The organism is Ereboglobus sp. PH5-10 (assembly GCF_029504735.1).
Taxonomy (GTDB): Bacteria; Verrucomicrobiota; Verrucomicrobiia; order Opitutales; family Opitutaceae; genus Ereboglobus.
Map to the genome: position 1 here is coordinate 1 of NZ_JAQFIP010000021.1, position 21,274 is coordinate 21,274.

The following is a 21,274-nucleotide window of genomic DNA, read 5'->3' on the forward strand; positions in this document are numbered from 1 at the left end:
CTGCTTCAGGTGGCTCCGGAGCCATCCGATGCCTCGGTTGCCAAGCACTCGCAATGATTGGAGCTTCATGGTGTTGACTTTTGCTTTGCTTCCGGGCCGTTGCCCCGGGTCAACATGTCTATGGGTCTTTCTGGCTTTTCAGCGGAGGGCAACAGAACGCGGGCGGCGCGACGCGTTTCAGCGCGTCAAGTCGTAGAGCGCGTAGCCGGCGCGCAGGTTGGGAAACGCGTGGCAGGGTGTTTTCCAGTCGCCGCGCAGAAATACGCGGCGCGCGACGCGAATGTTTTTTTCCGCGCAAAACTGCTCGAAGTCGGCGATGCTCGCCAGGTTCGCCGGACGGCTCTCGTGCCACGGCGTCGTGTAGACCTCATTGCGCGGCTTGCGTCCGTGAAAAAATGTGTCGAGCCGGTTTCTCCAATAACCGTGGTTCACAAAACCGACCGCCACGGCGCGGGCGACGCGCAGTGCCTCCGCGATCACCGCCGCGGGATTGCCGACCTCCTCGAGCGTGCGCGAGCAAATGACGCGCGAGAAGTGTCCGTCGGGAAACGCGCGCATGAACGCGAGCATGTCGCCCTGATACGCCGTGATGCCGCGGCGTATGCACGCGGCGATTTTTCCGACATCGAGATCGACGCCCACGGCCTGCACGTCCTTCGAGTGCACAAGCGACTCGAGAAGCACGCCGCGCCCGCATCCGAGGTCGAGCACACGCGAGCGCGGCTCCACCCATTCGGAGATGGTTTGCATGTCAACGGTGCGCTTGATGGCGGGCTTGGGGGCGGTGCGTGTCATTTCAATTTTTCCCAATATGGAGCAAAAAGGAACAACGCGTCGAGCACGAGACTGTGCGTGATTTTGCCCGTGCGCGCCCACTCGTAAACCTGGTCGACGGGAGCAAGCGAAACCTCAATTTCCTCGTCCTCGTCCCATTCGACGCCCGTTGTCTTTTCACATTGCCCGGCAAACACAAGATGGCAGCGGTTGTTCAAAAACGCGGGATTGGGATGGATGCTTCCGAGCAGGCGGGCGGCGCGGCTTTCGTAGCCGGTTTCCTCGCGCAGTTCGCGCAGGCCGGCGGCGACGGGATCGGTCTCGCCGGGATCAATGACACCGCCGGGGATTTCCAGTGAAAAATCATTTATGCCGAAACGAAACTGGCGCACGAGCACGAGCCGGCGGTCGGGCGTGAGCGCGACGACGTTGACCCAGTCGGGCGCGTTGACGACGTAGAAATCGCGCTCCGTTTTGCGCGAGGGATGAGTGTAGCGCGTCGCGCGCAAATCGAAGATGCTCGTGCGCGTGATGACATTGTCCGCGCCCTTCTCCCATCGCGCGGGCGCGACGGGGCTTGGTTTTGTTTTTTGTGACGGCATGGATTTTGAAGCTCAAACCGGGCGGCGCGGGCGACGGCGTATTGTTTTTTTGGATACAAAAAACCTCCCGGGCCCGGGGGCGCGGGAGGCTCCTTTTCAGGATGCGAAACTTACTTCTTCGGGAGAACGATGCGCTGGCCGATGGCCAGGCGGCTCCAATTGATGCCGGGGTTGACGGCCTCAAGCTGCGCCTGGGAGAACCCGGTGGCGCGGAAAATTTTGGTGCCGTTGTCGCCGCTCTTGACGGTGTAAACATCCGTTCCGGCCTCGACGGGCGCGGCGGCAGTGGCATTGCCGGCCGCCGCTTGTTGCGGGGGGCGGGTGGTGGCGCGGGTTCCCATTTTGTCGAGGCGGTCGCGAAGTGCCGTGAGCTGCTCGGTGACCGTCCTGAAGGACGCGTTGGTTTCCCTCGCCACGGTCATGAGGCTGTTGTGCGTGTTGCTGGCAACCTGGTTCGCGTTATTGGCAACCTGAACGGCGCCGGCAACCTGCGAGAGCTGTGTCTCAATGCCCGCGACACGATCCGAAAGGCTTCTGATGTCGGCGATGTCGTTTTTAACCGACTTGACTTGCACGAAGGCAAAAATCGCGAGCAAAAGCGCGACGCCTCCGGTGATAACCCCGGCCAGCGGCAGGTAGTTGGTGTTCGATTCGTGCGAGGAAATAGTGTCCATGGATTAAAGATTGCTGAATTACCGTTAGGGTTAATGAGTTGCCGTAGCAAGCAGAGAGTGCATTAGTTGTTCACAGTTGCGCTAGAAAGTTGACAGGTTGGTTTCGGGCGGTTCGTGTGTCGATTGTTTTTATCACCGACGGGGTGTAGCTTAGCCTGGTAGAGCGCCTGCTTTGGGAGCAGGAGGTCGAGAGTTCGAATCTCTCCGCCCCGACCAAAATTGCCGTGAATTCGGATGAATTGAGGGGGGAATTTTGAAGACGTAAAGGAAGGATAAATTTTGAAATTTCAAAAAAACGCCCCCGTTTGCCGGGGGCGTTTTTGGAATTCAAAGCCGCGATGTTTCGCGAAGTTCGGGCGGCTATTAAAACTAGGCTGCCGGGGTCGCGGCCGCGGTGGCGCCGCCGGAAATACGCTCGCTTTGATAGCTGGCGTTTTCCGCCCAGATTGTGTCGGGGGCAATGTCGGCCACCTGCTTGTAGAGGCCGATCGCCTCGGCTGCGCGCCCGGCGTCGGCGGCAAGCGTGGCGAGATGGTAGGTGGCCTCGCCGCGAATGACGGGCGGCTGGGTGGCGTCGTTGGAGATTTGCTTGAGCCGGGCCTCGCCGTCCGAAACGGCTCCTCCGAGCACTTTCGACATGGCCGCGCCAATGAGCGCGCGGCCGGAAAAGATCGGCGACTTGGCGGCGGCCACTTTGTCGTAAGCGGCGGCGGCCGAGGAGTAATTTTTCGCCTGGTAATCCTCGTCGGCGATACGAAGCTCGGCGGCGGTGGCGAGGGGATGCCCGGGATGCGCGGTGATGAAGGCGCGGAGCTGGTCCGTGGATTTGGCCATGGCGTATTCGAGGCCGACCTTGTCGGCGCTTTCCTTCTGCATGTTGCGGAATACGCCGACGCCGGCCACCACGAGGATTATGACAAAGCAAATGATGTAGATGCTTTTCTCGTTCTTGAGCCAGAAGCTCTTGAGTTGCTCGTCCGATGTGGGTGCGCGAGGCGTCTCGTCAACGGGTTTCTTCGGGTTGTGTGCGTGCGGAGGGTGGTTCGACATGGGTGGAAAAGTGTGTGCTTGCGTGCTGTTAAAAACGCATAAGAGAACAAATGCAAAGACGGGTGTAAAGGGAGGAAAGATTTGTTTGCGAAACGGGGCGCGTCCCAAAATTTTTTGAAAACACACGCGCGCAAGATGCGGCGGCGCGGCATTGCGCGACATCGGATTATTGACACCCATGGCGTAAAACATAGTTTTACACCATGATCAAAACCATCTCCAAAATCGGGAACTCGCAGGGCATCATTTTTGACGCCGCCCTGCTCGACATGGCCCGCCTCGCGGTCGGGGATCAGGTTGATGTCACCGTGCACGACGGCGGCACCGTGACGCTCACCCCACTCAAGCGAAAAATCACCGCCGGGGACGCGCGCGCCTCCGCCAAAAAACTCATCCGCAAAAACGCCGGGGTTTTCCGGCGTCTCTCATGAAACGCGAAATCGCCCACCTCACCGTGGCGGCGGTTGAGGCGATTCACGACGAGGCGCTCGCCGCGCATGGCGGCGCGCCGGGCCTGCGCGATCGCGGAATGCTGGAATCGGCGGTGCTCGCGCCGCAGGCAACCATGCTTGGCGAGCCGATGATTCAAGACCCCGTCGAAATCGCGGCGGCGTATCTTTATTATATTTGCCTCAATCACCCCTTCCTCGACGGAAACAAACGCGCCGCGCTCGGCGCGTGCCTTGTTTTTCTCGACCTCAACGGGCTTCTTGCCGACGAGGCCGTCACCACGAAGGCCGCCGATGCATGGGAACGGTTTGTGCTCGATGTCGCCGCCGGGAAAATCGACCGCGTCGAATGCGCAAAACGCCTCGAAAAATTGCTGGGGTAAAAAAAGCGGCGCTGAATGGCCAGCCCAACGGTGCAGAATGGCAGAAGGGAATTTTTAAAAGATGGCACAGAACGGCCATCCCCGACGCTTTTACTCCGCCAAGTTTATTTTTGTCCGAGGCCGGTCGGGCCGCCGACGGCTTCCGCGTAGTTTTTGCCCATATAGTCGGTCATGCGTCCCGCGATAATCGATAACATTTGGTTGTCGGCTCCGCCAATTGACCAGGCTCCGGCCATCGCGTTGCCAACAGCGTAGAATTCGGGTGTGGCCACGACATTGCCGGTTTCCTTTTCCGTAAAAGTAACACGCATGATGACTGCGGAGCTGCCCGCCATGGCGCCGGCCCAGAAACGCGCCGCCCCGCCGACGAATTTGATTTCGGTGATCACCGGCGTGATGCTCAGGGTGCGCGCCACGGGTTGTTGGGAGCCGGCGTGATTCCAACTGTTCAGAATGGGGGTCGAGAGGGAGGTGGTGTGCTCCTGAATTTTGCGCAACGCCTTTTTATTGGTGTCGTTGTCGGCGTAGGCGGGTGCGAGCATGACGGAAGCCATTTCGAAACGGTTGAACTGGCTGAAGGCCTCGGTTGGCGCCGGGTTTTGCGCTGCGGTGGGCCGGATTTGAGTGGCGCAACCGCTAAGAAACATGACGGAAACGATTACCGCCGGAATGAGTGTGCATTGAACGATTTTGGACAATTTGTTCATAAAGAAGACGGTGCGACAGAGGCAGTCACACTATTGTTTGGCGATCCTGTTTTTTTGATTGTCAAAAAGCCAACCAAGCACTTGCGCACAGAATGCAAAAACGCCACCCGGTTTGCGGGTGGCGTTGAGAGTTTGGCATGTCGCTGAATTGCTTTCGCTTTACACAGCGGCCTCGGCGCTGGGAGCGGCGGCGGGCGGCTCCTCGGGGGCGTCTTGCGGGATCTCGCCGCCGAGGGGAAGCGTCACCTTGAGGCGCTTGTAGGACGGAAGGCCCGTGCCGGCGGGGATGAGATGCCCCATGATCACGTTTTCCTTAAAGCCTTTCAGCATGTCCACCTTGCCGAGGGTCGAGGCGTCGGTGAGGACGCGCGTCGTTTCCTGGAAGGAGGCGGCGCTGATGAAGGACTCCGTCTCGAGCGAGGCTTTCGTGATGCCCAACAGGATCGGCTCGGCCTCGGCGGGTTTGCCGCCAGCGTCCTCGATGCGCTTGTTGTTAATAAGGAAGCTCGTGCGGTCCACTTGCTCGCCCCAGAAATACTCGCTGTCGCCCGGATCGGTGATGCGGACTTTGCGGAGCATCTGGCGGATGATGATTTCGATGTGCTTGTCGTTAATCGTCACACCTTGCAGGCGGTAAACTTCCTGGACTTGCGAGATGAGGAAATCGTAGAGCGCGCTGGGCCCGAGGATTTCGAGGATTTCGTGCGGGTCGGCGGCGCCTTCGGTGAGGTGCTGGCCTTTGTAAACCACGTCGCCGGGTTGCACGATGATGTGCTTGCCGGCGGGGATGAGGTGTTCCTCCTCCTGCGCGGTTTCCTCGTTTTTGACGACGAGCTTGCGCTTGCCGCGGAGCGAGCCCTCGAAGGAAACGACGCCGTCGATGCGCGCCATTTCGGCGGCTTCCTTCGGGCGGCGGGCTTCGAAGAGCTCGGCGATGCGGGGGAGACCACCGGTGATGTCCTTGGTCTTGGAGGCCTGGCGGGGCGTCTTCGCGAGGAGGGCGCCGGGGGCGATGGTGTCGCCTTCGTTGACGGTGATCTGCGCGCCGACGGGAATGGCGTAGGCCGCGAGCGGTTTGCCGGAGGCGTCGCGGACTTCAACTTGCGGGTTGAGGTCTTCCTTGTGCTCGACGACGACGGTCGCGATGCGGCCGGAGGATTCGTCGAGTTCGCGCTTCACGGTGACGCCGGGGATCATGTCCTTGAAGACAAGCACGCCGCCCTTTTCCGAGAGAACGGGGACGTTATACGGATCCCACTGCGCGAGAATGGCGCCTTTCTCGATCTTGTCGCCATCGCCGACGTGCAGGAACGCGCCGACAACGATGTTGTGGGTTTCGAGTTCCTGGCCGTCTTCGTCGACAACCTCAACGCTGCCGGTTTTGTTGAGCACGATGGCGGCGCCATCGGCGGTTTGCACGAGGCGGAGGCCCTTGTATTTGACAATGCCGGCGGCGCGGACGCGGATTTCGGGCTGTTTGAAGGAGCCGGACGCGACACCGCCGATATGGAAGGTTCGCATGGTGAGCTGCGTGCCGGGTTCGCCGATGGATTGCGCGGCGATGATGCCGACGGAATCGCCCTGCTTGGCGACGCGGTTGGTGGCCGGGTTGATGCCGTAGCTCTTGGCGTCGATGCCGGTTTTGCTCGTGGAGGTGAGCGGCGACATGATTTTAACGCGCTCGATGCCGGCTTCCTCGATCTGGGCGGCGATTTCCTCGGTGATGAGTTCGCCGGAGCCAACGAGAACTTTGTTGACGTCGGCGGGATCGACAACGTCGTCGGACGAGAAGCGTCCGATGATGCGCTCGCGGAGGGGGACGATTTCGTCGTCGCCTTCGTAGATGGCTTTTTTCCAAACACCATCGCGGGAGCCGCAATCCTGCTCGGCGATGACAACATCCATCGCGACGTCGCAGAGTTTGCGGGTCAGGTAACCGGCGTCGGCGGTCTTGAGCGCGGTGTCGGCGAGACCCTTGCGGGCGCCGTGGGTGGAGATGAAGTATTCGAGAACGGTGAGGCCTTCGCGGAAGGACGAGAGAATCGGGCGCTCGATAATTTCACCGGAAGGCTTGGCCATGAGTCCGCGGGTTCCGCAGAGCTGGCGAACCTGCTGCTTGTTACCACGGGCGCCGGAGTCCATCATGACATAAACTGGGTTCACCTCGTCGCGACCCTCGTTGGTTTCGAGCTTGGCGAACACGGCCTTGGCGATCTGGTCGGTGGCGCTGGTCCAAATGTCGATGACTTTGTTTTTGCGCTCGCCGTCGGTGATAATGCCCTTGCTGAACTGGGCCTCGACCTCGGCGAGTTTCTTGCGCGAGGCGGCGACGACGTCCTTCTTGGCCTCGGGGATGATCATGTCGTCGATACCGATCGAAATGCCGGCCTGGAACGCGGTCTGGAAGCCGAGCTCCTTGAGTTTGTCGAGGGTTTCGACGGTGACGTAGTTGCCCGACACTTTGTAGGTGTTGAGAATGAGGTCGCCGAGCTTGCCCTTCGGCACGGGGAAGTTCACGAAGCCGAGGCCTTCGGGCCAGACTTGGTTGAAGATCACGCGGCCGACGGTGGTGCGGATGGTGCGCTTGTCCTTGTTACCGAAAACGGTTTCCTTGCCCAGATCGGGATTGGGAACATCGACCCAGTCATGAACCTTGAGGGCGCCTTCGAGTTTGGCGAAGAGGACTTCCTGCAGGCCGGCGAGAACGGGCACGCGCTGGTTCTTGGCGGGTTCCTTGCGCGGCTTGAGCGTGAGGTAGTAGGCGCCGAGAACAATATCCTGCGAAGGCGTGAGAATGGGCTTGCCGGAGGAGGGCGAGAAGATGTTGCTCGTCGCCATCATGAGCATCTTGCACTCCATGATCGCCTCGAGTGAGAGCGGGACGTGCACAGCCATTTGGTCGCCGTCGAAGTCCGCGTTGTATGCCGTGCAGACAAGGGGATGCACACGAATGGCCTCGCCTTCAATAAGCACGGGTTCGAACGCTTGAATCGACAGACGGTGAAGCGTCGGGGCGCGGTTGAGGAGCACGGGGTGGCCCTTGGTGACCTCTTCCAAAATGTCCCAAACTTCGGGTGATTTTTTCTCGATCATCTTGCGCGCGCCGCGGACGGTGTGCACGAAGCCGAGTTCTTTCAGGCGGCGGATGATGAAGGGCTCGAAAAGGACGAGCGCCATTTTCTTCGGGAGGCCGCACTGGTTGAGCTTGAGCTCGGGGCCGATGACGATGACGGAACGGCCGGAGTAATCGACGCGCTTGCCGAGAAGGTTTTGGCGGAAGCGGCCCTGCTTGCCCTTGAGCATGTCGGAGAGCGACTTGAGGGGGCGGTTGCCGGCGCCGGTGACGGGGCGGCCGTGGCGGCCGTTGTCGAAGAGCGCGTCAACGGATTCCTGCAACATGCGCTTTTCGTTATGAATGATAACGTCGGGCGTCTTGAGTTGCATGAGGTTTTTCAACCGGTTGTTGCGGTTGATAACGCGGCGGTAAAGGTCGTTGAGATCGGAGGTGGCGAAACGGCCGCCTTCGAGCGGAACGAGCGGGCGAAGGTCGGGCGGAATGACCGGAAGGACTTCGAGCACCATCCATTCGGGACGCGACTTGGAGTGGATGAAGCCTTGGATGACCTTGAGGCGCTTGGAGAGCTTTTTCTTGATCTGCTTCGAGCGGGTGGCGCGCATTTGCTCGTGGAGTTCAACGACGGTGGCGTCGAGGTCCATTTTCACGAGGGCTTCGCGAACGGCTTCCGCGCCCATCTTGGCGACAAAGGAATCGTCTCCGAATTCGTCGAGCGCCTGGCGGTATTCGACGTCGGTGAGGAGCTGCTTGGCTTCGAGCGGGGTTTTGCCCGGATCGATGACCATGTAGTTCTCGTAATAGATGACGCGCTCGAGCGCGCGGGCGGTCATGTCGAGCATGAGGCCGAGGCGCGAGGGCATCGACTTGAGGAACCAGATGTGCGAGACGGGAACGGCGAGCTCGATGTGGCCCATGCGCTCGCGGCGGACGCGGGAGATGGTGACGAGAACGCCGCAACGATCGCAGGTGACGTCCTTGTATTTGATGCGCTTGTATTTTCCGCAGGCGCATTCGTAGTCGCGCACGGGGCCGAAGATCTTCTGGCAGAAGAGGCCGCCGGGCTCGGGCTTGAAGGTGCGGTAGTTGATCGTCTCGGGGTTCTTGACCTCGCCCTTGGACCACTGGCGGATGGTGTCGGGCGCGGCGACGGTGATGGAGACGCAGTCGAAGGGATTCTCCTCGGTGCCGAGAGCTGTGCGGGCTTCGTTGCGCTCAATGGCGCCGGCGGCGTGTTCGGATGGTTGAATCATGATTTTAAAGAATGCTGGTTGCGGTGATTTGCGTTCGACTTAAGCCGGCATAAATCGAGTTAGGCCGATTTATGCCGGTGGATGTTTAGCCCTTGGCGGCGGTGCCGAAGCCGAGGGCGTCGCGGCGGTTGAGTTTGATGTCGAGGCCGAGGGACTGGATTTCCTTGATCAACACGTTGAAGGATTCCGGCGTGCCGGCTTGCAGCGTGTTGTCGCCCTTGACGAGCGATTCGTAGATCTTGGTGCGGCCCTGGACGTCGTCCGACTTGACGGTGAGCAGTTCCTGGAGCGTGTGCGCCGCGCCGTAGGCTTCGAGCGCCCACACTTCCATTTCGCCGAAACGCTGTCCGCCGTATTGCGCCTTGCCGCCCAGGGGTTGCTGGGTGACGAGCGAGTAGGGACCGACCGCGCGGGCGTGGATCTTGTGCGACACGAGATGGTTCAGCTTCATCATGTAGATGTAGCCGACCACGACTTGCTGGTCGATTTTCTCGCCGGTGCGTCCGTCGAAGAGGACGGATTTGCCGGAGGTGGGCAGGTGCGCCTCCTTGAGATAATTGCGGACTTGTTTTTCGGGAATGCCGTCGAACACGGGCGTGGCCACTTTCATGCCGAGCTTTTTACAGGCCCAGCCGAGGTGGGTTTCGAGAACCTGCCCGACGTTCATGCGCGATGGCACGCCGAGAGGATTAAGACAAATTTCGACGGGTGTGCCGTCCGGCAGGAAGGGCATGTCGGCCTCGGGAACGATCTTGGCGACGACGCCTTTGTTTCCGTGGCGGCCGGCCATCTTGTCGCCGACTTCGAGCTTGTGCTTGGTGGCGATGTAAACCTTGACCTGCTTGATGGCGCCGTTGCCGTTGTCCTCGCCGGCCTCGATGTTCTGAATCTTGCGCTCGCGGTCGCCCTCGAGCTCGTCGAACTTCGACTGGTAGCTGCCGATGATTTCCATGATCTTGATGCGAACCGGGGACGGGTCGATCTCGATGTGCTTGGAGACGGCGGCGAGTTTGCGCAGGAGCGTCTTGGTGATCTTGCGGTTGGCCGGGATGATAATTTCGCCGGTCTGGCCGTTGACGACGTCGAGCGGGATTTTTTCGCCGAGGAGGATGTTCGACAGCGCCTCGGTGAGGCCTTCGCGGAGTTTGTCGATTTGGGTTTTGTATTCCTCCTGGATTTGCTTGGTCTGGCGGCGGCGGTCGGAGGGCGAGAGTTTTTCCTGCTCGAAATCGAGGCGGGTGGAAACTTTCACGTCCATGACGATGCCGGCGGTGCCGGAGGGGACGACGAGCGAGGTGTCCTTAACGTCGGCGGCTTTTTCACCGAAGATGGCTCGGAGGAGTTTTTCCTCGGGCGCGAGTTCGGTTTCCGATTTCGGCGTGATCTTGCCGACGAGGATGTCGCCGGGCTTGATCTCGGCGCCGACGCGGATGACGCCGTTGTGGTCGAGATTCTTGAGGGCTTCCTCGCCGACGTTCGGAATGTCGCGGGTGATTTCCTCGGGCCCGAGCTTGGTGTCGCGCGCGGTGACTTCGAACTCGTGGATGTGGATCGAGGTGTAGATGTCCTCCTTGAGAACTTTCTCGGAGATTAGGATGGCGTCCTCGAAGTTGTAGCCGTTCCACGGCATGAAGGCGACGAGGATGTTGCGGCCGAGGGCGAGCTCGCCCTTGTCGGTCGAGGGACCGTCGGCGATGACCTGGCCTGCCTTGATCTTCTGGCCCTTCTTGACGATGGGCTTTTGGTTGTAGCAGGTGCTCGCGTTCGAGCGCATGAACTTGCGCAGCTCGTAAACGCGGACGCCGTTTTTCGGGTCGGATTTCGGGTTGCGGTCGAAGTTTTTCGGGAGTTCGCCGTCCTTGGTGACGACGACGCGCTTGCCGTCGACGGAGGCGACGATGCCGGCTTCCTCGGCGGCGACGACGATCTTGGAGTCGCGCGCGACGCGTTCCTCGATGCCGGTGCCCACGAAGGGAGCCTCGGTCTGGAGGAGCGGAACGCCCTGGCGTTGCATGTTGGCGCCCATGAGCGCGCGGTTGGCGTCGTCGTGCTCAAGGAACGGGATCATGCCGGCGGCGATCGAGATGACCTGCTTCGGCGAGACGTCCATGTAGTTGACTTCGCTGGCGGGGACTTCGAGCGGGTCGCCCTTGTCGTCGCGGACGGTGACTTTGCCGATGAAGTGGCCCTTGTCGTCGAGGTCGGAATTGGCCTGCGCGATGATCTTGCCCTCCTCCTGGTCGGCGGTGAGGTAGTCGATCTTGTCGGTGACTCGGCCGTCCTTGACGACGCGGTAGGGCGTTTCGACGAAGCCGAATTCGTTGACGTGCGCGTAGGTGGCGAGGGAGTTGATGAGGCCGATGTTCGGGCCTTCGGGCGTTTCGATGGGGCAGATGCGGCCGTAGTGCGACGGGTGGACGTCGCGGACTTCGAAGCCGGCGCGGTCGCGGTTGAGACCGCCGGGCCCGAGCGCGGAGAGGCGGCGCTTGTGCGTCACTTCGGCGAGCGGGTTGATCTGGTCCATGAATTGCGAGAGCTGGCTGCGCGCAAAGAAATCGCGGATGACGGTGGTGAGCGCCTTCGGGTTGATGAGTTTTTGCGGCGTGATGGAATCGACGCTTTGATCATACATCGTCATGCGTTCGCGGACGAGGCGCTCGGTGCGGCTGAGGCCGACGCGGCACTGGTTGGCCAAAAGTTCGCCGACGGTGCGGACGCGGCGCGAGCCGAGGTGGTCGATGTCATCGACAACACCCTCGCCGCGCTTGAGGCGGATGAGATACTTGGTGGCGGCGACGACGTCGTCGCTTTCGAGAATGCGTTGTTCGATTTCGGCCTTGAGACCGAGCTTTTGGTTGACCTTGTAGCGGCCGACGCGGCCGAGGTCGTAGCGCTTGGGATCGAAGAAGAGGCGCTTGAGCAGCGCGCGGGCGTTGGCCGTTGTGGGCGGTTCGCCGGGGCGGAGGCGCTTGTAGATTTCCTTGAGGGCTTCCTCCTCGTTTTGCGTCGGGTCTTTCTTGAGGGCGCGGATGATTGCGCCTTCGTCAACCGAGGTGTCGATGACGCGGAGGGTGGTGATGCCGTGTTTTTCGAAGGTGCGCACGATTTGTTTCGTGAGCGGCTCGAAGGCGCGGGCGAGCACGACGCCTTGCTGGACGTCGATGGCGTCCTCGACGAGCACAAGCGTGGAGACGTTCTCCATGCCGAGGGCTTTGGAGACCTTGATGTCCTTGACCTCGTAGAAGAGGTTGAGGAGGTCGACGTTGGCGCTGTAACCGATGGCGCGCAGGAGGGTCGTGATGAGGAATTTGCGGCGGCGGCGGCGGCGGTCGAGATAGACGTAGAGCAGGTCGTTGTTGTCGAACTGCACCTCAAGCCAGGTGCCGCGGTCGGGGATGATGCGGAAGGAGTGGAGGGGTTTGCCGTTCGGGTGCGGCGTGACCTCGAAAGCGATGCCGGGAGAGCGGTGGAGCTGCGAGACGACGACGCGCTCGGCGCCGTTGATGATGAAGGAGCCGCGCTCGGTGACCATGGGGATTTCGCCCATGTAGATTTCCTCGTCCTTGATGAAGTCGGCCTCGCGGAGGCGGAGTTTCACGTAGAGGGGAACCGAGTAGGTGACGCCTTCGCGGAGGCATTCGATCTCGGAGTTCTTGGGCTCGCCGAGGTTGTAGGAGAGGTATTCGAGCGTGAGGCGTTCGTCGTAGGAGAAGATGGGGAAGACCTCCTTGAAAACGGCTTCAAGGCCTTGCGGCTTGCGTTGCTTGTCCGGCACGCCCTTCTGCAAAAAGTCCATGTAGGACTGGATCTGAATTTCGATCAGATTGGGCGGTTGGATTACTTCACGAAGTTTACCGAAGTTATTGCGGTCGGCCATGGTTTTTCCCGGTTGAATATGAGTGGAGACGACGAAACGGCCCGTGTGCGGAGGGCGGTTGATTTAGCTGGCTCGCGACCGCGCATGGGTGGCGGAGGCGGTGGCAGCAGGCACTGACTGATTACGATTTTGAGAAAAGGCAAAGCACAGGCCGCCTTTATGAACGGCCTGTGCTGAAATAATGGAAAGGTGCTTCCAGTTGCGAACCAAGTTATTACTTGAGCTCGACTTTGGCGCCGGCGGCCTCGAGCTTCTTTTTGATCTCTTCGGCTTCGGCTTTGGAAACGTTTTCCTTGACAGGCTTCGGAGCGCCTTCGACGAGGTCCTTGGCTTCCTTGAGGCCCAGGCCGGTGATGGCGCGGACTTCCTTGATGGCGCCGATCTTGTTCGCTCCGGCTTCCTTGAGGACGACGGTGAACTCGGTTTGCTCCTCGGCGGGCGCGCCACCCGCGGCGGCTCCCCCGGCGACAACTGCGACGGCGGCGGCGGCGGAAACGCCCCACTTTTCCTCGAGGTCTTTGACGAGGGCGGCGAGTTCGATGACGGGCTGCGCGGACAGCCATTCGATGACTTGTTCTTTGGTGATGTTGCTCATGGTAATCTCCTGTCCTTGACTAGCGCCGGCAAAACAGGGCCGGGCGTTTAAGAGACGTATCCCCTAGTGGTCGGACGGTTGATGGTTTTTGTCTTTCGGCGCCGAAGCGCGAAAATGGTTTTGGTTTTGCGGATTGGTTGAATCGACTTAAGTCGACTTAAATCGATGTGAGTCGATTCAAGTCGAAAAAAGGCGGTGGAAAAATCAGGCTGCGGGTGCCTCGGCGGGAGCGGCCTCGGCAGCGGGAGCGGCGTCGCCCCCGTCCTTCTTGACCTTGGCGTCGAGGACGCGGACGAAGGCGGCGGCGTTGCTGGTGAGCAGGCTGAGGAAGGAGCTGCGGAGCTCGTTGAGCGAGGGCAGGTCGGCGATCTGCGAGAGGAAGTCGGCGGTGACGACTTTCTTCTCCATGATGCCGGTCTTGATTTCCAGGCGCTGTTTTTCCTTGAAGAACTGCTTGATGATCTTCGCCACGGCGGCGGGATTCTCACCGCCGACGAGGATCGCGGTCGGACCGACGAAGGCGTCGTCACCGAGCTCGGGCAGGCCGAGGGCCTTGGCGGCGACTTTGAGCGAGCTGTTCTTGACGACGTGGAACTCGGCGTTTTCGGCGCGGAGTTTGGCGCGCAATTCGGCGACGTCGGACACGGTCACCTTCGTGTAGTTGGCGAGGATGACGTAGTCGGATTTCTTGAGGTGTGTCTCGACCTCTGCGATAAGATATTGTTTTTCGGCTCTCATTGTGGTCGGGCTCCTTTTAGTATTTGTTGTATTCGGTGGGGACGAGGCGGACGCCGGGGCTCATGGAGGCGGAGATTGCCACGGTCTTGATGTAGTGGCCCTTGAAGGAGGCGGGCTTGGCCTTGCCGACGGCCTCGATCACGGCTTGCGCGTTCTCGACGATCTGCGCGGGCGTGAAGGAGCGTTTGCCGATGCCGACGCCGATGTTGCAGGTCTTGTCCATCTTGAACTCGACGCGGCCGGCCTTGACGGCCTTGACGCCGGCGGCGATGTCGTCGGTGACGGTGCCGCTCTTCGGGTTGGGCATGAGGCCCTTGGGGCCGAGGATGCGGGCGAGCGTGCGAACTTTTTTCATGGCTTCGGTCGTCGCGATGGCGACGTCGAAATCGAGCCAGCCTTCGCTGACCTTGGCCATCATGTCGTCGAGGCCGGCATGGTCGGCGCCCGCGGCGATGGCGGCGTCGGGCGCGTCGGTGAAGACGAGCACGCGGACTTGCTTGCCGGAACCGTGCGGGAGCGGCGTGGTGCCGCGAACCATCTGGTCGCCCTGGGACGAATCGACGCCGAGGCGGATGGAAAGCTCGACGGTTTCGTCGAACTTGGTTTTCGGAAACTTGGCGAGGACTTCAACGGCCTCGGCCAATGTATACCCTTTTGTGAGGTCAGCGACCTTTTGGGCGCTGCGGTAGCGTTTGCTTTGTTTTGCTGGCATTTTGGACTCCTTGCGGTGCAGACGATCCGGTTTGGGCGAATCTCCCGCGGTTGATGAAAAGACTGAAAGACTGAAGGGCTGAAAGGCTGGACAGTGTTGGTGAAAATGAACCCGGGCCTTGGACTTCCTGCTTTCGGCCTTTTTCAGCCATTCAGCTTTTCAGTCTTTCAGCCCTTTGTTTCTAGTCGGTGACTTCGACGCCCATGTTGCGGGCGGTGCCTTCGAGGATTTTGACGCCGGCCTCCTCGGTCAGGGCGTTCATGTCCTTCTGCTTGATTTTCCAGATTTCGGCGAGTTGCTTGCGCGTGACCTTGCCGACCTTGTCCTGGTTGGGACGGGCGGAGCCGCTGGCGATGTTGGCGGCCTTCTTGATGAGGACGGCGGCCGGGGGCGACTTGAGGATGAAGGTGAAGCTCTTGTCGGTGTAAACGGTGATGACCACGGGGAGGATCATGCCGTTTTGGTCCTTGGTGCGGGCGTTGAAGTCTTTGCAGAACGCCATGATGTTGACGCCTTGGGCGCCGAGCGCGGGACCGACGGGGGGCGCAGGATTGGCGGCGCCGGCGGGAAGTTGGAGGCGGATGTAGCCTTGGATTTTCTTAGCCATGATGCGATTTTGGATTTTCGATTTTGGATTTTGGATTTGATTTGGCGGAACTCGCGCGGGCTAGAGGCGTGCTTGCTTCGAGAATCCTAAATCAAGGAGAAATGAAAGTGGTTTGGTGCTTGGTGTTTGGAATCGGAAAGACAGCGCTTCTGCTATTCTACATTTTTCATTATTCATTCTTCATTAGGAATCGTGACACCCGTCACGATTCCGTCATGCGCTGGACTTGCCAGTATTCGAGCTCGACCGGGGTGAAGCGGCCGAAGATGGAGACGGAGATTTTGAGTTTGCCGCGCTCGGGATCGATTTCGTCGATGCGGCCGGTGAGGTTTGCGAAGGCGCCGTCAGTGACCTTGACCTCCTCGCCGACTTCGTAGGAAACCTTGGGAACTTCCTTGCCGTTGGCCGCCTCGATGCGGGCGCGGATTTCGTCGATTTCGGTCTGGCGCAGCGCGGAGGGTTTTTCACCGCCGACAAAGCTGATCACGCCCGCGACTTCCTTCACGAAATACCAGGGGCGGTTGATGAGCTTGCGCTCACCGTCGAAGAGGCGCATGTGGATGAAAACGTAACCCGGGTAGAGTTTGCGGGTGATGGTTCTCTTCTTGCCGTTCTTGACCTCGGAAACCTGCTCGGTGGGCAACAGCACCTCAAAGATGTAATCGTCGAGTTCCTCCTGCTTCTTGAACTTGTCGATGTAGACTTTGACCTTGTTCTCCTGGCCGGAGAGTGTGTGCAGGGCGAACCATTGGGCGTCTGCGGGAACGGTGGCGGTGTCTGACATGGGTGTTGGTGCGGCGTCGGGGCGGCGATGGAAGCGGACAGCTTAGCTGACGAGCTTGGTGCAGAGCGCGATGAGTTGGTAGAGCGAAAAGTCGCAGATGCTTGTGAACAGGCCGAGAAGCAATGAGGCGAAAATGACAACCCCGGTGGACTGGACGAGCTCCGCTCGTGTGGGCCATGTGCACTTTTTCAGTTCATCGACCATTTCGATGACGAAAATGCGGGTTTTGCTGAATATGTTAAATTTCATGGATGCGGATTTCGGAATGTTTTTGTTCTCTGTCGCTCAGCTTTTCAGCCCTTCAGTCTTGTCAAGCTTCTCTCTTCGTTCAAAACAGCCTTTTAAAGTGGCAGGCGCGGAGGGACTCGAACCCCCAACCGACGGTTTTGGAGACCGCTACTCTACCAATTGAGCTACACGCCTGTGATAATTGTTGTTTAGACGACGCAGCCGAGGCCCGTTTTGCGGAGCCCCGGCAGGTCGTTTAAGTTGGTTGCAAAAACCGATTACTCGGTGATTTCGGTAATACGACCCGCGCCGATGGTGCGACCGCCTTCGCGGATGGCGAAGCGCTGGAGTTTTTCCATGGCGATGGGGGCGATGAGCTCGATGTCCACGCTGATGTTGTCACCAGGCATGATCATCTCAACACCCTTCGGGAGGTTCACAACGCCGGTCACGTCGGTCGTGCGGAAGTAGAACTGCGGGCGATAGCCGTTGAAGAACGGTGTGTGGCGGCCGCCTTCTTCCTTGGACAAGCAGTAGATCTCGGCCTTGGCCTTCTTGTGCGGGGTGATGGAGCCGGGCTTGGCAAGCACTTGGCCGCGCTCGATGCCGTCTTTTTCAACACCGCGGAGGAGGATGCCGACGTTGTCACCGGCCTGGCCGCTGTCGAGAAGCTTGCGGAACATTTCGATGCCGGTAACGACGGAGTTGGCGGTATCGCGGAGGCCGACGATTTCGACGGGCTCGTTGACCTTGATCACGCCGCGCTCAATACGGCCGGTGGCGACGGTGCCGCGGCCGGTGATCGAGAAGACGTCCTCGACGGACATGAGGAAGGGCTTGTCGTTTTCACGAACGGGCTCGGGAATGTCGGTGTCGATCGCAGCCATGAGGTCGGCGATGGCTTTCTCGCCCTCGGGCGTGCCCTCAAGGGCGGCCGTGGCGGAACCATGAACGATCGTGGTGGTGTCACCAGGGAACTGGTATTTGCTGAGGAGCTCGCGGATTTCCATGTCGACGAGGTCGAGGAGTTCCTTGTCGTCGATGAGGTCAACCTTGTTGAGGAAGACAACGATCGTGGGAACGCCAACCTGGCGGGCGAGGAGGATGTGCTCGCGGGTCTGGGGCATCGGGCCGTCAGCCGCGGAGACCACGAGGATCGCGCCGTCCATCTGGGCGGCGCCGGTGATCATGTTCTTGACGAAGTCGGCGTGGCCCGGGCAGTCGACGTGGGCGTAGTGGCGCTTGTCGGTTTCGTATTCGACGTGCGAGACGGCGATGGTGACGATCTTGGAAGCGTCGCGGACGGTGCCGCCCTTTGCGATGTCGGCGTAGGACTTGACCTCCGCGAGACCTTTGCGAGCCTGGACAGCGAGAATCGCGGTCGTAAGCGTAGTTTTGCCATGATCGACGTGACCGATGGTGCCGACGTTAACGTGCGGCTTTGTGCGTTCGAATGTTCCTTTAGCCATGATGTTATTGAGTGAAGTTGTTGATGTTGGAGTTTGTAGTTTTTGACCCTCGGGATTAGCGTCGGAGAAGTCAACGACGGCCGTCTTCCAATGGAGCCCAGAACCGGATTTGAACCGGCGACCTCCTCCTTACCAAGGAGGTGCTCTACCAACTGAGCTATCTGGGCATACCAATAGAATGGGTCAAAAAACGAGAAAAAGAGTGGAGAACGTGGTGAGTGCGCCAAGGGTCGTCAACTGAAAAGTTGGCCTTTTTGTGCGAAACCTAACCCGTTCCGGATACTCCAATCTGGAACTTGCCGCCCTTTGGGAGCGGGAAGGACGCGGAGGAAAGCGCGCATTTTGGAAATGTCAACATGTCTGTGGACCTTTTCCGCCTCCCGCATTTTCAAGCGTGACCCCGCGCGCGACACCGTGTTTCCTGTGCCACTTTACAACATGAAAAAACAAGCCTCCCGACTCACCCTAGCGTCGCGCGCGTGCCTTGCCGCCGCCTTCGCGTTTTCCCTCCTCATGTCCTCAACCGCCCTCGCCAAACCCGACACTCGCAACCGCGCCGAAATCCCCGACCAATACAAGTGGGACTTCACGCCCATCTTCCCAAACTGGGACGCATGGGAGGCCGCCATGAAGGACATGGAGGCCAAGATGAACGAATACGCCGCCCTCAAGGGCACGCTCGCCAACAGCCCCGAGGCCGTCCTCCGCGCGCAGCTCCTCTCCGACGAAATCGGCAAGCTCAGCTACAAGACCTATTGCTACACCAGCCTCCAGCGCGACGTTGACCAGCGCGACAATTCCATGGACGCCAAACTCCAGCGCGTGCAAGCCCTCTTCGCCAAGTTCGGCACGCAAGCCTCGTGGTTCACGCCCGAGCTCCTCACCATCCCGCAGGCAACGATGGAAACATGGATCGCCACCACGCCCGCGCTCCAACCCTACCGCTTCCCGCTGCTCGACACCTACCGCCAGCAAAAGCACGTGCTCGACGAAAAAGGCGAAAAACTCCTCTCCTACTCCGCGCAGGCCAACGGCACCCCGCGCACCGTTTACCAAAGCCTCAGCACCGCCGACATCAAGTTCCCCTCCATCACGCTCTCCGACGGCGGCGAAGTCACCCTCTCGCCCGGCGCCTACATGCAGATCCTCAACACCAACATGAACCAGGCCGACCGCGCCAAGGCATTCGACGCCTACTACAAAACCTACACCGCCAACATCAACACCTACGCCTCCATCTACAACGGCATCATGCAACGCGACTGGTTTGTCGCGCGGGCCCGCAATTACGCGACGACCCTGGAGGCCGCGCTCGAGGGCAACAACATCCCCGTCGCCGTCGTCGAAAACCTCATCGCCACCGCGCGCGCCGGCAACAAGCCGCTCCAGCGCTACCTCAAGCTCCGCAAAAAACTCCTCGGCCTCGACACCTACCACATTTACGACAACTACGTCCCCATCTACCACGTTGACAAAACCTACTCCTACGAGGACTCGCGCCGCCTCGCCATCGAGTCCATCGAACCCCTCGGCCCCGAATACGGAAAACGATTCCGCGCGTTCGCCAACAGCAAGCAGCTCGACGTCTATGAAAACGAAGGCAAGCGCTCCGGCGCCTACAGCATGGGCGTCTATGGAGTCGGCTCCTACGTGCTCCTCAATCACAACGACACGCTTGACGCCGCCTTCACCTACGCGCACGAGGCCGGCCACGCCCTGCACAGCATGCTCTCCTCCGAGAACCAGCCCTTCGCCACGGCCGGCTACACCATCTTCGTCGCCGAAGTCGCCTCGACCACCAACGAACGCTTCCTCCTCGACCGCCTGCTCAAGGAAACGACCGACCCGAAGGAACGCTTTCTCCTCCTCCAGCACGCCGTCGACTCGATCCTGGGCACCTTCTACCGCCAGATCGTTTTTGCCGACTACGAACTGCGCGCGCACAAACTTGTCGAGGAAGGCCGCCCCATCACCGCCGAAGTCCTCACCGGCATCTACCGCCAGTGCCTCGCCGACTACTACGGCGACGCCATGACGGCCGACGAGCTCGAGTGCATGACCTGGGCGCGCATCCCGCACTTCTTCAACTCGCCGTATTACGTTTACCAATACGCCACCTGCTTCGCCTCCTCCGCGCAAATCTACAAGAAGATGACAACCGGCCCCGCCGCCGCGCGCCAGGCCGCCGTCGAAAACTACCTCACGCTCCTCAAGAGCGGCGGCAACGATCATCCCGTCGAGCAGCTCAAGAAAGCCGGTGTTGACCTGACCAAGCCCGAGGCCGTGCAAGCGGTCGTCGATCAGCTCGACGAACTGGTCGCGCAACTTGAGCGCGAAGCCGCGAAGATCGAGTCGGAAAAGTGACGCGCCCATAAAGGCAAGCTCCTGCCAATCGTATCAAAGGCAGGGCAAAGCCTCTGGCTGAGCCAAAGCAGTTCCGCATATCACAATGCCTCCGGCAGTGCCGGAGGCATTGTTGCATCTCCCTCGCAACCCGACACAAAAAAGCCCCCCAAAAGCACGCTTGCTTTTTGGGGGGGCCGAAAATGTCAGGCAGGGCAGCCTTGATGACAACCAGTTACACCTGCACGTTATAAGTGCCGCGCGCGATCATGTCCTGCACGTTTTCCTGCATGTTCCGCCTGGGGGGCAGGATGTCTTCGCGAGGCGTGTTATCCACGAAAAACTCAACAATATGGGAAACTTTTCCGTGGCCGGATTCGCGGAGCTTGTCCTCGATCTTGGTAATCACGGCGCGGAGTTCGGCGGCGCTTTCAGCGTCAAGCTCCTGCACTTCGTCGTCTTTTTTGAAGATAACGTGGTAGGGAGGGACGGTGTCGCTGGTGAGGGTGAGTTGGTAGGCGCTGGCTCCGTTATGGAAATAGGTGAGGCGCACGAGGCCGATTTCCTGAAACACCGCGAGGCAGCGATACACTGTGACCAAATCGCAAGTGTCGGGCGGCAGGTCGGCATGAATTTGCTCAATGCTGGCCGGAACGGAGCGGTTGATCAACGAGTTGAGAATGGAAATACGGGGCTGGGTGATACGCAGTCCCGCCTCTTTGAGTCGGGCGCACGCATACTCAATCGACGTTTTGGATGTCTGGCTTGGCTGGGCGATGGCCAGCGGATGATTGGTCTGGGTGGATGCGATCATGATGGAAATTGAAAGTTTATTATGTCTTGCGCCGTTATTTGAAAAAGCAATGCAATAATTTTCTATGAAAGAAAATCGTCACAACCAAAATACCTTATTGCATTGCGCGTCAACACAATACATGTGTCGGGGCAAATTTAAG

Annotated in this window: 18 protein-coding genes and 3 tRNA genes; 4 read left to right on the forward strand and 17 right to left on the reverse strand. The window is 59.9% G+C overall.

Annotated elements, in window-relative coordinates; genetic code table 11:
- Positions 1 to 177: 177 nt before the first annotated feature.
- The 3 genes from M2447_RS12475 to M2447_RS12485 form a co-directional block, all read right to left on the reverse strand.
- A complete protein-coding gene (locus M2447_RS12475; protein WP_277510974.1) occupies positions 178 to 795 on the reverse strand; it encodes a methionine biosynthesis protein MetW in 618 nt (205 codons plus the stop codon).
- Complete coding sequence (locus M2447_RS12480; protein ID WP_277558879.1) at positions 792 to 1,376, reverse strand: NUDIX hydrolase; 585 nt, start codon at positions 1,374 to 1,376, stop codon at positions 792 to 794. Before M2447_RS12480 ends, M2447_RS12475 begins: the two co-directional genes overlap by 4 nt.
- A gap of 110 nt (positions 1,377 to 1,486) precedes the next feature.
- The gene (locus M2447_RS12485; RefSeq protein WP_277510978.1) at positions 1,487 to 2,050 is read right to left on the reverse strand and encodes a LysM domain-containing protein; all 564 of its coding nucleotides are present in this window, start codon (positions 2,048 to 2,050) and stop codon (positions 1,487 to 1,489) included.
- Positions 2,051 to 2,189: 139 nt separating this feature from the next.
- Between M2447_RS12485 and M2447_RS12490 the strand changes: the two genes are divergently transcribed.
- Positions 2,190 to 2,266: transfer RNA gene (locus tag M2447_RS12490), tRNA-Pro, on the forward strand.
- A 153-nt stretch (positions 2,267 to 2,419) separates the two neighbouring features.
- On the opposite strand, the gene M2447_RS12495 is transcribed toward M2447_RS12490, so the two are convergent.
- Complete coding sequence (locus M2447_RS12495) at positions 2,420 to 3,100, reverse strand: tetratricopeptide repeat protein (protein ID WP_277510981.1); 681 nt, start codon at positions 3,098 to 3,100, stop codon at positions 2,420 to 2,422.
- Positions 3,101 to 3,303: 203 nt separating this feature from the next.
- Here M2447_RS12495 and M2447_RS12500 point away from each other — a divergent pair, with 203 nt between their 5' ends.
- A complete protein-coding gene (locus tag M2447_RS12500) occupies positions 3,304 to 3,531 on the forward strand; it encodes a hypothetical protein (protein ID WP_277558880.1) in 228 nt (75 codons plus the stop codon).
- Complete coding sequence (locus tag M2447_RS12505) at positions 3,528 to 3,932, forward strand: type II toxin-antitoxin system death-on-curing family toxin (protein ID WP_277510986.1); 405 nt, start codon at positions 3,528 to 3,530, stop codon at positions 3,930 to 3,932. Before M2447_RS12500 ends, M2447_RS12505 begins: the two co-directional genes overlap by 4 nt.
- Positions 3,933 to 4,036: 104 nt before the next feature.
- On the opposite strand, the gene M2447_RS12510 is transcribed toward M2447_RS12505, so the two are convergent.
- From M2447_RS12510 to M2447_RS12565, 12 genes are all read right to left on the reverse strand, one after another.
- Positions 4,037 to 4,639, reverse strand: a complete 603-nt coding sequence (locus M2447_RS12510) for a hypothetical protein (RefSeq protein ID WP_277558881.1) — start codon at positions 4,637 to 4,639, stop codon at positions 4,037 to 4,039.
- A 159-nt stretch (positions 4,640 to 4,798) separates the two neighbouring features.
- Positions 4,799 to 8,965, reverse strand: a complete 4,167-nt coding sequence (gene rpoC, locus M2447_RS12515; protein ID WP_277558882.1) for a DNA-directed RNA polymerase subunit beta' — start codon at positions 8,963 to 8,965, stop codon at positions 4,799 to 4,801.
- Between the two features lie 85 nt (positions 8,966 to 9,050).
- Positions 9,051 to 12,842 (reverse strand): DNA-directed RNA polymerase subunit beta, encoded by a 3,792-nt coding sequence (gene rpoB, locus M2447_RS12520; RefSeq protein WP_277511019.1) that lies wholly within the window; start codon positions 12,840 to 12,842, stop codon positions 9,051 to 9,053.
- 214 nt (positions 12,843 to 13,056) lie between these two features.
- Entirely contained in the window at positions 13,057 to 13,437 is a 381-nt protein-coding gene (gene rplL, locus M2447_RS12525; protein ID WP_108824815.1) for a 50S ribosomal protein L7/L12, read from the reverse strand.
- Positions 13,438 to 13,641: 204 nt separating this feature from the next.
- Positions 13,642 to 14,175 (reverse strand): 50S ribosomal protein L10, encoded by a 534-nt coding sequence (gene rplJ, locus M2447_RS12530; protein WP_277511021.1) that lies wholly within the window; start codon positions 14,173 to 14,175, stop codon positions 13,642 to 13,644.
- A 16-nt stretch (positions 14,176 to 14,191) separates the two neighbouring features.
- Complete coding sequence (gene rplA, locus M2447_RS12535; RefSeq protein ID WP_277558883.1) at positions 14,192 to 14,887, reverse strand: 50S ribosomal protein L1; 696 nt, start codon at positions 14,885 to 14,887, stop codon at positions 14,192 to 14,194.
- A 181-nt stretch (positions 14,888 to 15,068) separates the two neighbouring features.
- A complete protein-coding gene (gene rplK, locus M2447_RS12540) occupies positions 15,069 to 15,494 on the reverse strand; it encodes a 50S ribosomal protein L11 (RefSeq protein WP_108824812.1) in 426 nt (141 codons plus the stop codon).
- 202 nt (positions 15,495 to 15,696) lie between these two features.
- Positions 15,697 to 16,278: a transcription termination/antitermination protein NusG gene (gene nusG / locus M2447_RS12545; protein ID WP_277511023.1), complete on the reverse strand. Its 582-nt coding sequence runs from the start codon at positions 16,276 to 16,278 to the stop codon at positions 15,697 to 15,699.
- A 42-nt stretch (positions 16,279 to 16,320) separates the two neighbouring features.
- Entirely contained in the window at positions 16,321 to 16,527 is a 207-nt protein-coding gene (gene secE / locus M2447_RS12550) for a preprotein translocase subunit SecE (protein ID WP_108824810.1), read from the reverse strand.
- 98 nt (positions 16,528 to 16,625) lie between these two features.
- Positions 16,626 to 16,701 (reverse strand) — tRNA-Trp (locus M2447_RS12555).
- A gap of 83 nt (positions 16,702 to 16,784) precedes the next feature.
- Positions 16,785 to 17,975 (reverse strand): elongation factor Tu, encoded by a 1,191-nt coding sequence (tuf, locus tag M2447_RS12560; protein ID WP_277511024.1) that lies wholly within the window; start codon positions 17,973 to 17,975, stop codon positions 16,785 to 16,787.
- A 91-nt stretch (positions 17,976 to 18,066) separates the two neighbouring features.
- Positions 18,067 to 18,142, reverse strand: a tRNA-Thr gene (locus M2447_RS12565).
- Positions 18,143 to 18,413: 271 nt separating this feature from the next.
- Between M2447_RS12565 and pepF the strand changes: the two genes are divergently transcribed.
- Positions 18,414 to 20,339: an oligoendopeptidase F gene (pepF, locus tag M2447_RS12570; RefSeq protein ID WP_277558884.1), complete on the forward strand. Its 1,926-nt coding sequence runs from the start codon at positions 18,414 to 18,416 to the stop codon at positions 20,337 to 20,339.
- Positions 20,340 to 20,553: 214 nt separating this feature from the next.
- On the opposite strand, the gene M2447_RS12575 is transcribed toward pepF, so the two are convergent.
- Positions 20,554 to 21,132, reverse strand: a complete 579-nt coding sequence (locus M2447_RS12575) for a transcriptional repressor (RefSeq protein WP_277511026.1) — start codon at positions 21,130 to 21,132, stop codon at positions 20,554 to 20,556.
- Between the last annotated feature and the right edge of the window lie 142 nt (positions 21,133 to 21,274).

Excerpts from the sequence above, each read along its gene's own strand:
- M2447_RS12475 (WP_277510974.1), bottom strand. The coding sequence starts at position 795 with ATGACACGCACCGCCCCCAAGCCCGCCATCAAGCGCACCGTTGACATG.
- M2447_RS12480 (WP_277558879.1), bottom strand. The coding sequence starts at position 1,376 with ATGCCGTCACAAAAAACAAAACCAAGCCCCGTCGCGCCCGCGCGATGG.
- M2447_RS12485 (WP_277510978.1), bottom strand. The coding sequence starts at position 2,050 with ATGGACACTATTTCCTCGCACGAATCGAACACCAACTACCTGCCGCTG.
- M2447_RS12495 (WP_277510981.1), bottom strand. The coding sequence starts at position 3,100 with ATGTCGAACCACCCTCCGCACGCACACAACCCGAAGAAACCCGTTGAC.
- M2447_RS12500 (WP_277558880.1), top strand. The coding sequence starts at position 3,304 with ATGATCAAAACCATCTCCAAAATCGGGAACTCGCAGGGCATCATTTTT.
- M2447_RS12505 (WP_277510986.1), top strand. The coding sequence starts at position 3,528 with ATGAAACGCGAAATCGCCCACCTCACCGTGGCGGCGGTTGAGGCGATT.
- M2447_RS12510 (WP_277558881.1), bottom strand. The coding sequence starts at position 4,639 with ATGAACAAATTGTCCAAAATCGTTCAATGCACACTCATTCCGGCGGTA.
- rpoC (WP_277558882.1), bottom strand. The coding sequence starts at position 8,965 with ATGATTCAACCATCCGAACACGCCGCCGGCGCCATTGAGCGCAACGAA.
- rpoB (WP_277511019.1), bottom strand. The coding sequence starts at position 12,842 with ATGGCCGACCGCAATAACTTCGGTAAACTTCGTGAAGTAATCCAACCG.
- rplL (WP_108824815.1), bottom strand. The coding sequence starts at position 13,437 with ATGAGCAACATCACCAAAGAACAAGTCATCGAATGGCTGTCCGCGCAG.
- rplJ (WP_277511021.1), bottom strand. The coding sequence starts at position 14,175 with ATGAGAGCCGAAAAACAATATCTTATCGCAGAGGTCGAGACACACCTC.
- rplA (WP_277558883.1), bottom strand. The coding sequence starts at position 14,887 with ATGCCAGCAAAACAAAGCAAACGCTACCGCAGCGCCCAAAAGGTCGCT.
- rplK (WP_108824812.1), bottom strand. The coding sequence starts at position 15,494 with ATGGCTAAGAAAATCCAAGGCTACATCCGCCTCCAACTTCCCGCCGGC.
- nusG (WP_277511023.1), bottom strand. The coding sequence starts at position 16,278 with ATGTCAGACACCGCCACCGTTCCCGCAGACGCCCAATGGTTCGCCCTG.
- secE (WP_108824810.1), bottom strand. The coding sequence starts at position 16,527 with ATGAAATTTAACATATTCAGCAAAACCCGCATTTTCGTCATCGAAATG.
- tuf (WP_277511024.1), bottom strand. The coding sequence starts at position 17,975 with ATGGCTAAAGGAACATTCGAACGCACAAAGCCGCACGTTAACGTCGGC.
- pepF (WP_277558884.1), top strand. The coding sequence starts at position 18,414 with ATGAAAAAACAAGCCTCCCGACTCACCCTAGCGTCGCGCGCGTGCCTT.
- M2447_RS12575 (WP_277511026.1), bottom strand. The coding sequence starts at position 21,132 with ATGATCGCATCCACCCAGACCAATCATCCGCTGGCCATCGCCCAGCCA.